Here is a 650-nt window from a genome sequence, read left to right on the forward strand (position 1 = left end):
CTTGTCCATCTTCTTGAAGGTGGTGTCGCGCGTGATGCCGGCGTTGTTGACGAGCACGTCGACCGCGCCGACCTGGCCTTGCACTTCGGCGACGGCCTTCGTGCACGACTCGAAGTCGGCGACGTCGCAGGCCACCGCGGTGATGTCGTAGCCGTTCGCCTTCATGCCGGCGACCCACTCCTTCGACTTGGTGTTCCTGGGCGAATAGGTCACGACGACCTTGTAGCCCGCATCGACCATCTTGGTCGAGATCGTTTCGCCCAGGCCACCCATGCCGCCCGTGACCAGAACCACGCGTTGCTTGCTCATCTCAGTCTCCTCTTGATGTGAAAGATCGATTTTGAAATCAGCGGGTCAGCGTTCGACGCACAGCGCCACGCCCATGCCACCCCCGATGCACAGCGAGGCAATGCCGCGCTTGCTGTCGCGGCGCTGCATTTCGTGCAGCAGCGTCACCAGGATGCGGCAGCCGGATGCACCGATCGGGTGACCGATCGCGATCGCGCCCCCGTTGACGTTCACCTTGCTGGTGTCCCAGCCCATCTCGTTGTTGACGGCGCAAGCTTGCGCGGCGAAGGCCTCGTTGATCTCCAGCAGATCGAGATCCTGGGCCTTCCAGCCGGCGCGGGCGAGCGCCTTCGTCGAGGCCG

1 protein-coding gene and 1 pseudogene are annotated in these 650 nt (G+C 63.8%); both read right to left on the reverse strand.

The window, feature by feature from the left end:
- A partial coding sequence (locus AC1DTW_RS28135; RefSeq protein WP_477985339.1) for an SDR family NAD(P)-dependent oxidoreductase occupies window positions 1-309 on the reverse strand: 309 nt, incomplete at its 3' end.
- Window positions 310-354: 45 nt separating this feature from the next.
- Window positions 355-650 (reverse strand): annotated as a pseudogene (locus tag AC1DTW_RS28140) (acetyl-CoA C-acetyltransferase); the annotation flags it as partial.

It is taken from the genome of Rhizobacter sp. P5_A1 (assembly GCF_056400745.1).